The sequence below is a fragment of the uncultured Mesonia sp. genome (assembly GCA_947499595.1).
In the GTDB taxonomy this organism is placed as follows: Bacteria; Bacteroidota; Bacteroidia; order Flavobacteriales; family Flavobacteriaceae; genus Mesonia; species Mesonia sediminis.
In genome coordinates, this window is sequence record CANMOY010000011.1 from 64,945 (window position 1) to 71,884 (window position 6,940).

General features: G+C 34.4%; 9 protein-coding genes. 5 read left to right on the forward strand and 4 right to left on the reverse strand.

Translation table 11 applies throughout. The features are described from left to right. Positions 1-15 precede the first annotated feature (15 nt). Entirely contained in the window at positions 16-246 is a 231-nt protein-coding gene (locus ACH2AZ_RS11505) for a hypothetical protein (RefSeq protein ID WP_394907958.1), read from the reverse strand. Between the two features lie 61 nt (positions 247-307). Beyond that, a complete protein-coding gene (locus tag ACH2AZ_RS11510; RefSeq protein WP_394907959.1) occupies positions 308-784 on the reverse strand; it encodes an Hsp20/alpha crystallin family protein in 477 nt (158 codons plus the stop codon). A gap of 524 nt (positions 785-1,308) precedes the next feature. Between ACH2AZ_RS11510 and ACH2AZ_RS11515 the strand changes: the two genes are divergently transcribed. Then, complete coding sequence (locus tag ACH2AZ_RS11515) at positions 1,309-1,806, forward strand: hypothetical protein (protein ID WP_394907960.1); 498 nt, start codon at positions 1,309-1,311, stop codon at positions 1,804-1,806. 25 nt (positions 1,807-1,831) lie between these two features. Beyond that, positions 1,832-2,377 carry a DUF1697 domain-containing protein gene (locus tag ACH2AZ_RS11520; protein ID WP_394907961.1) on the forward strand — a complete coding sequence of 182 codons (546 nt, stop codon included), beginning with the start codon at positions 1,832-1,834 and terminating at the stop codon, positions 2,375-2,377. Between the two features lie 56 nt (positions 2,378-2,433). On the opposite strand, the gene ACH2AZ_RS11525 is transcribed toward ACH2AZ_RS11520, so the two are convergent. Further along, the gene (locus tag ACH2AZ_RS11525) at positions 2,434-2,823 is read right to left on the reverse strand and encodes a winged helix-turn-helix transcriptional regulator (RefSeq protein ID WP_394907962.1); all 390 of its coding nucleotides are present in this window, start codon (positions 2,821-2,823) and stop codon (positions 2,434-2,436) included. Between the two features lie 87 nt (positions 2,824-2,910). Here ACH2AZ_RS11525 and nfsB point away from each other — a divergent pair, with 87 nt between their 5' ends. Next, complete coding sequence (gene nfsB, locus ACH2AZ_RS11530; RefSeq protein ID WP_394907963.1) at positions 2,911-3,576, forward strand: oxygen-insensitive NAD(P)H nitroreductase; 666 nt, start codon at positions 2,911-2,913, stop codon at positions 3,574-3,576. A 69-nt stretch (positions 3,577-3,645) separates the two neighbouring features. Here the strand turns inward: nfsB and ACH2AZ_RS11535 are convergent, their stop codons facing one another. Continuing rightward, on the reverse strand, positions 3,646-4,563 hold the full coding sequence (locus tag ACH2AZ_RS11535) for a DsbA family protein (RefSeq protein ID WP_394907964.1): 918 nt from the start codon (positions 4,561-4,563) through the stop codon (positions 3,646-3,648). A 748-nt stretch (positions 4,564-5,311) separates the two neighbouring features. On the opposite strand from ACH2AZ_RS11535, the gene ACH2AZ_RS11540 reads away from it, so the two are divergent. Beyond that, positions 5,312-5,632: a type II toxin-antitoxin system RelE/ParE family toxin gene (locus tag ACH2AZ_RS11540; RefSeq protein ID WP_299051811.1), complete on the forward strand. Its 321-nt coding sequence runs from the start codon at positions 5,312-5,314 to the stop codon at positions 5,630-5,632. Positions 5,633-5,647: 15 nt separating this feature from the next. Beyond that, positions 5,648-6,745: a HigA family addiction module antitoxin gene (locus tag ACH2AZ_RS11545; RefSeq protein WP_394907965.1), complete on the forward strand. Its 1,098-nt coding sequence runs from the start codon at positions 5,648-5,650 to the stop codon at positions 6,743-6,745. Positions 6,746-6,940: the final 195 nt, after the last annotated feature.

Below are 6,940 nucleotides of genomic sequence, written 5' to 3' on the forward strand. Positions count from 1 at the left end.
TAATACAGCAGGGGACTATGCTTTAAATAGTCCCCCAGCGTTTAAAATTTTGATTAATTGATTTTGGTTAAAAACACCTAGGTGTCGTTTAGCTTGGTTGTACCAAACGCATTCTACCAAGGTATCAGCATAGCTTTTTTGAGAAAAGGGTAGCTTTTTAGGAACATATTTTAACACCTTCATTTGCGGACTCGTTTCTTCTCCCTTAATGCGTACCCAATCACCTGGTTTAAACTTTCTGAACATTTTTAACAACTTTAAGATTTTACAAGTTATTGCGTCTGCACAAGGCTAACCTGGCTAAGGTTTAGCTAATTTTTATACGTCGTGGAGGTTGCTGTTTCGCCTCATCTTTCTTGGGCAGCACAATAGATAAAATACCTTCGCTGTATTGTGCTTTAATTTTATCCTCGGCTATGGTTTCGGGTAGATTAAAGCTGCGTTTAAAAGAGGTGTAGGCGAATTCTTTACGCGTGTATTTTTCGTTATCCTCTTCTTTTTTCTTTTCTTGATTAGCCGAAATGCTAAGCACTTGATGTTCAATATCAATCTCGAAATCAGATTTTTTTAAGCCGGGAGCGGCCATCTCTACTGTATAAGCATCTGCAGTTTCCTTAATATTTACTTGAGGAATAAATGCTTGAGCCTCATTTGAAGTAGACCACATTTGATTTAAATCACGATCAAATAGCTCATTGATCCAAGAGGATAAGGTAGGGAAGTTAGATTTTGATTGCTTAGGTACTAAACTTCCGTTTTCTGGTACATGAATTAACTGACTCATAATCACAAAATTTTAGATTAAACAATAAGTGTAAATACTAAAACAAATTGCATACCTTATTACTATGCTAATTTAATTTTTAACTTTTTTTTTACTAATTTGATTCTTTCTTGCGGTTACTATTTATAATGGCTGACAAAAAATTATCATATACTGTCAAAATGACAATTTTGACATGCTGCATTGGCCAGTAGACTTGTATTCAAATTAAGCGTTTACTGCATTTTCCGCAGGATAGCTTATGTCACATTTATGCTTGGCAGTCAAAATCATCTTTTGTTGCATTTATTTTTGCTTTTGTAATTCAGGTTCAAATGGGGTGTATTTGCAAGGGAAAGCATCAAAAAATTAATCGAACTACGCCTAGCATTTTGTTTTTTGGAAAATTAAGTAGACACATTCCAAATAATAGAATTATTATGAGGTTTTATGCTGATTATAGCTCTGATTAAACCAAAATTTAGCAAAGCCACTTTAACTAAAAGTTGTATTTTGCTAGCCAAATGCTTGTTGAAAACTAAATTATGTGGAAATGCACCTACACCTTGATCTTAGTATTATTATTCACTTTGGGACTATCGGCTCAAGCTCAAAACCAATCTGAAAAGCTATGGTTAGATGTGCTTTGCGATACAGAATGGCAGGGAACTGGAAAACTCATGGGAAGACCAGCAGTTTTTAAGATGAATTGGAAAAAGCATTGGGGAGGTAAATTCTATAGTTTAGCATTTGAAAATAAAATGAATGAGGTTGAAAACGGCATGGCAGCTCGTGCCTTTTACCAGTGGGATGATTCGGGTAAAATAAACGGACAGTGGTTTGATAGTAGAGGTAAGCAATTAGAACTCACTGGGCATTTGCATGAAAACGAGTTTTTGGTTTTTTGGAAAGAGCAAGAGGGTGAACAGGGGAAAAGCCATTACCGCTACCAGCCAGAGGATGACACTTGGGTAGTGAAAGATTATATTAAAATAAAAGAAGCCTATCAGCTCTTTGCTGAGGCTAGTTACCGAAGAAAATAAAGAATTTTAAAAATTTGAACTTGCTATGAGTAGGGTAGAAGATAAAAAGATTGCGCTGTTGCGCGGTATCAATGTGGGAGGTCACCGCCCGGTGCGTATGCTAGATTTAAGGCAAATTGCCTTAGATTTAGGATATTTAAATATTAAAACCTACTTGCAAAGCGGAAATTTACTATTTCAGTCCGATGCCTCTAACGCTCAAATTGAGCAAGACTTAAGTGCCAGTCTAGCCGCTCACTACCCATTTGATATACCGGTGATTGTGCGTGATGCCGCTATGTGGAATCAAGTCGTGGCCGAAAATCCTTTTAAGGGTGAGGATTTTGATCACAAGCAATTGCACGTGTGTTTTGTTCAAAAATCTGTTCCGCTTCAAGCGCTCTTAAATCCGTTTAAAGAAAAATTTGCACCTGATCGGTTGGTGTGTGGTAATCGTGCCCTTTACATCCGCTACGACGGCGTCTCGCATCGCTCTAAATTGAATCTTCAATTTTTAGAAAAACAATTGGGCAGTAAATGCACCGCCCGAAACTGGCGAAGCCTACTTAAAATACAATCCATGTTAACTTAAATCATAGGTGATTTAACGTATTTTTTAAATTTTAAAATATAGGCGGTATAAGTAATTTACTTCTCTGTTTGGGCTTGATCTTTTAAGATTTGGTTTTGCATGACCAACTCACCCCATTGGGCCAGCTGCAAAATAAGGGGTTCAAGTGTTTTTCCTAAATCGGTTAAGCTGTAGCTCACTTTTAAAGGTGGCTTTTGGTGGTATACTTTACGTTTGATTAATTGGTCTTTTTCTAGGGCTTTAAGCTGTAAGCTTAATGTACGCTCAGTTACCTGTAGCATTTGTTGGCGCAATTCGCTATAACGTAAAGGGCCTTGTTGTAAATGGTAAAGAATTACGGTTTTCCATTTTCCTCCAATAAGTCCCATGGTTAAACTGGTGCAGCAGGGGTATGATTTACCTTGATAAACAAAATCCTGTAACTGTTGATTTTTTTCGTGTTCCATACTATACTTTTTGACCGGTATTGCAAATGTAGTTGACTATATTTAGTTTTGCAACTATAAAAATTATAGTAAAGATAAAAAATTGTTATGCAAAAAGAAATGAGTTTAGAAGCCCTGTTAAATTGGCGTTACACCACCAAATCATTCGATGAAAATAAAAAGATAAGTGCCGAAGATGAAGAGCAGTTAAAGAATTTACTGCGTATGAGTGCTTCGTCTATCAATTCGCAGCCCTGGCATTTTGTTATCGCCAAGACCGATGCAGGCAAGGAGCGTATGGCTAAAGGTACTGCAGGGTTTTTTAGTTTTAATGCTGCCAAGGTGAAGCAAGCTTCGCATGTGATTTTATTCTGTGCTAAAACCGATATTGATCACGGGTACTTAGAGCAAGTGACCGAAAAAGAAGATGCCGATGGCCGATTTACCAATAGCGATTTAAAAGCTCAAAACTTAGGTGCCAAAAAATTATTTACCGATATTCACCGGTTTGACTTAAAGGATGCTCAGCATTGGATGGAAAAACAAGTGTATCTCAATTTAGGCAGCTTTTTATTGGGAGCCGCCAGTTTAGGGATAGACGCCGTGCCTATGGAAGGAATAGATATGAAAGCCTTAGACGAGGAGTTTGGTTTACGTGAGCAAGGTTATACGGCTTTGGTTATGGTTGGATTAGGCTACCGAGCGCAAGACGATTTTAACGCCGCTTTACCCAAATCTAGATTAAGCGAAGACACTTTGTTTGATATAGTATAAAGATTAAAATCTTCAAAAAAAAAGCTGCTTTTGTGATGAAAGCAGCTTTTTTTATAGCTGTGGTACGGCTTATTTTTTAGCATACCAATTGCCATTTTTTGTAATATAGCGATGCATCTTTTCTTGTTGATAAGCCTGGTCTAGTTCGTCCTGAGCTTGGGCTAAACTAATGTTGGCCAAAACTGCATATTCTTTAGGGCAAAGCGAGTGGAATATTGTGCTTAAACCTTCCAGATCTTTGGGGTAATTTTGTGCTTTAGCTTGAGGAACTAAAGTTTTAATGCTATTTTCAAGAACAGTAAAATCTTGTGCCCCATAAATCATTTTTTGTTGCTGTTGTTGGTTAAGGAAGAGCAAACTAGGGAATCCGCGAATACCCAATTGTTGTGCCAAGGTCAAATCTTCTTGAAATGCTTTTTCGGCTTGACCAGAATGAATTAAGGCTTTTAACTTAAGCTCATCTAAATTTGCTTTTTGTGCAGCTTGGAGCCAAGTGATCTCTAATGTTATATTTTGTTTTTTTAGAAATACTGCTTCTCTCAAATAGCGCAAGAAGGCAATTGCTTTATCTGGATCTATGGCTTGTGCAGCTTTGAATGCAATAGAAGGAGGGTAAGATGAGTCTAAAGGTTGCTCTAGCCATACATCACCATCTATTGGCATTTGATAGTGAAGGCTTACTTCATCCCAATGCTTGGCAACATCGGCCGGACCGCTAATACCTCCTGCATTATAGTCCCAATTGGGTAACAATCCGCCCATTTTATAATCGATATCGATTAGGTGAGGATAGGTTAATTTTAATTTACGCAATTGAGGTTCTATACCCCAGCAGCTCGAGCAAATAGGATCTGTAAAATAGATTACCTTGATTTTTTTATCCGCTTTAAGCGGAAGGATAGGAGTGGGGTAAGATTTTTCATCTGATTGTATGGAACAGACCCCCGTATGCGGATCGCAAATAAGTTGGTTTTTTGCCTCTCTCATTGTTAAAATTCTTCTTTTTATTAAAAATTAAAAATAGTCATTTTTTTTAATGAAGCGCATCCTTGGCTTAAACTATGATTCACCTGTAATATAGATTTGTTTTCATCTTATAATTTTTAATAGTATTTAAGGAAAATACGTGTTAAGCTATAAGCTGAATAAATAATTAAAACGATTGATTTTTGGGGAGCAATTTCATTATATCATTTTGGGTTTATTGATTTATGTTCGTCATTAGGGTTTCCAATCGGCTTGCTCATTATACTATAGGGTAGATGGTTTATAAAACTGTTTCTGCCAAGACGAACAAATTCAACTCGACTTGTGCTTATCGTTTTTTTAAACTTTATAAGATTAAAGGCTTTGTTTACGCGGTTTTTACGGATTGGTTTGACTATAATAATATTGGAATGAAGTAAAATAATTAAGATATTTATAATACTAAATTTAAATCGAAGGGCAGGAGGAAGGATTAGAAAAGTAAGGCCTGACTATTGACAAGGGTTGATTAAGCAAGGTAAAGCAGTTTGTACTAATTTTTTGATTGATAATTATAAATTTAAATTGTTTTACTACTCTGATATTAATTATTAAAAAGTATCTTTATCCGGATAATTTTATACAATAAAGTGTATATTTGACTCGATATAACCAGTTGCCCACAATTAACAGAAAACAAAAAGTTCACGAATAAAGTGAACTTTTTTGATATAATATTTGTACATTTGCAATATGATATTCAAACAGAATGGAAATAATTTTTGAAAAAGATTACTTAAAAGAACTATACGAAAATGGAAAAGCAAAAAATAAAAAGCATAGATTCCAACCGGCTGTGGTAAAAAAGTATATACAAACTATAGATAAATTAAGAGCTGCGAAATATACCGAAGAGTTATATCCAATTAGAAGTTTGAATTATGAAAAATTAATTGGAGACAAAAATGGACTAGAATCCGTAAGAGTAGATAAAAAATATCGGATAGAATTTATTAGTTCTGTAGAAGGAGAAGAACCTGATACTTTAACGATTTGTTCAATTATTGAATTAAGCAATCATTACAAGTAACTAAAAAAACTAAAAATGGCGACACTAAAAACAACATTAATTCCTGCACAAGCGACACATCCTGGAGTATTAATAAAGGATGAAATTGATGCTATACCAGATTTTACCCAAAGAACTTTAGCAAAAGAACTTGGTGTAAAACCATCATTTCTTAATGAAATTATTAAAGGCAAAAGACCTGTAACAGCAGATTTAGCTATTCTATTAGAAAAATCATTAGGGATTTCAGCAGACTATTGGATGAAATTTCAATCACAATATGAAATAGATAAAGCTAGAGTTAAACAAAAAAATATTAAAAAATTAAGAAATATAGAAATATGGAATATTATAAAAGAGTATGTTCCTGTTCGTTACTTCAAAAAGCATAATTACCTAATAGATGAACTATCAGAGGATATTAAAGCTATAAAGAAAATATATGATGTTGAGACAATCGATGATTTAGTTAATTCTTTTTCAAAAGATAAATTTGCATATTATCGCAAATCAGAAAAACTTAAAATTGATGATAAAAATATGTTTGCTTGGAGTTCTTTAGCTCAATACGAAGCTAAAAATCAGAAAACAAACACTTTTAATTTTGATAATCTCAATCAGCTTGTTTCTAATCTTAATAATATTTTTTATGAAAATTCTGATACAACTAAACGAGTCCAAACTCTATTAAATCAATTCGGAATTAAAATGTTACTAATTGATAAATTAGAAAAAACGCCAATTGATGGGTTTTCATTTTGGTCTAACAATAATCCTGTAATTGCCTTGACTTTACGCCATAATAGAATTGATAATTTTGCATTTACAATAATGCACGAAATTGGGCACATCCATTTGCATCTCAGAAATGACAGAAACAGAAAATTTATGGATTTAACCAAAAAGCAAAATGTCGACCAATGTGAAAAAGAAGCTGATAATTATGCTCAAGAATCCTTAATTGCAGTAAACATTTGGCAAGATATTTTAGATAATCATTTACCATTAGATGATAATAAAATTATTTCATTGGGAGACCAATACAAAATAAATCCAGCCATTTTACTCGGTCGAGTTTGTTATGAAATGAATTATTATGCAATGAAAACAAAAATCGATAAAAAATTAAAATAACTGTGGGCAACACCGTATATAGTTTATTTCTGGCTTCTCGCCTACTTACGAAAGTCCTCGCAGACTTTCTTGGTCGGTAATTATTTACTAAATTAGGTGCTTAAACCACGCAACAAACCATAGTGTGCCAAGAATCAACCAAGGCAATAAAACGGTTGAATGCTGTAAATAAGATGATGGTAGGTCCATCAGAGT

Coding starts and splice junctions, on each gene's coding strand:
- ACH2AZ_RS11510 (WP_394907959.1), bottom strand. CDS start 784: ATGAGTCAGTTAATTCATGTACCAGAAAACGGAAGTTTAGTACCTAAG.
- ACH2AZ_RS11525 (WP_394907962.1), bottom strand. CDS start 2,823: ATGGAACACGAAAAAAATCAACAGTTACAGGATTTTGTTTATCAAGGT.
- ACH2AZ_RS11520 (WP_394907961.1), top strand. CDS start 1,832: ATGAGTAGGGTAGAAGATAAAAAGATTGCGCTGTTGCGCGGTATCAAT.
- ACH2AZ_RS11540 (WP_299051811.1), top strand. CDS start 5,312: ATGGAAATAATTTTTGAAAAAGATTACTTAAAAGAACTATACGAAAAT.
- nfsB (WP_394907963.1), top strand. CDS start 2,911: ATGCAAAAAGAAATGAGTTTAGAAGCCCTGTTAAATTGGCGTTACACC.
- ACH2AZ_RS11505 (WP_394907958.1), bottom strand. CDS start 246: ATGTTCAGAAAGTTTAAACCAGGTGATTGGGTACGCATTAAGGGAGAA.
- ACH2AZ_RS11515 (WP_394907960.1), top strand. CDS start 1,309: ATGTGGAAATGCACCTACACCTTGATCTTAGTATTATTATTCACTTTG.
- ACH2AZ_RS11535 (WP_394907964.1), bottom strand. CDS start 4,563: ATGAGAGAGGCAAAAAACCAACTTATTTGCGATCCGCATACGGGGGTC.
- ACH2AZ_RS11545 (WP_394907965.1), top strand. CDS start 5,648: ATGGCGACACTAAAAACAACATTAATTCCTGCACAAGCGACACATCCT.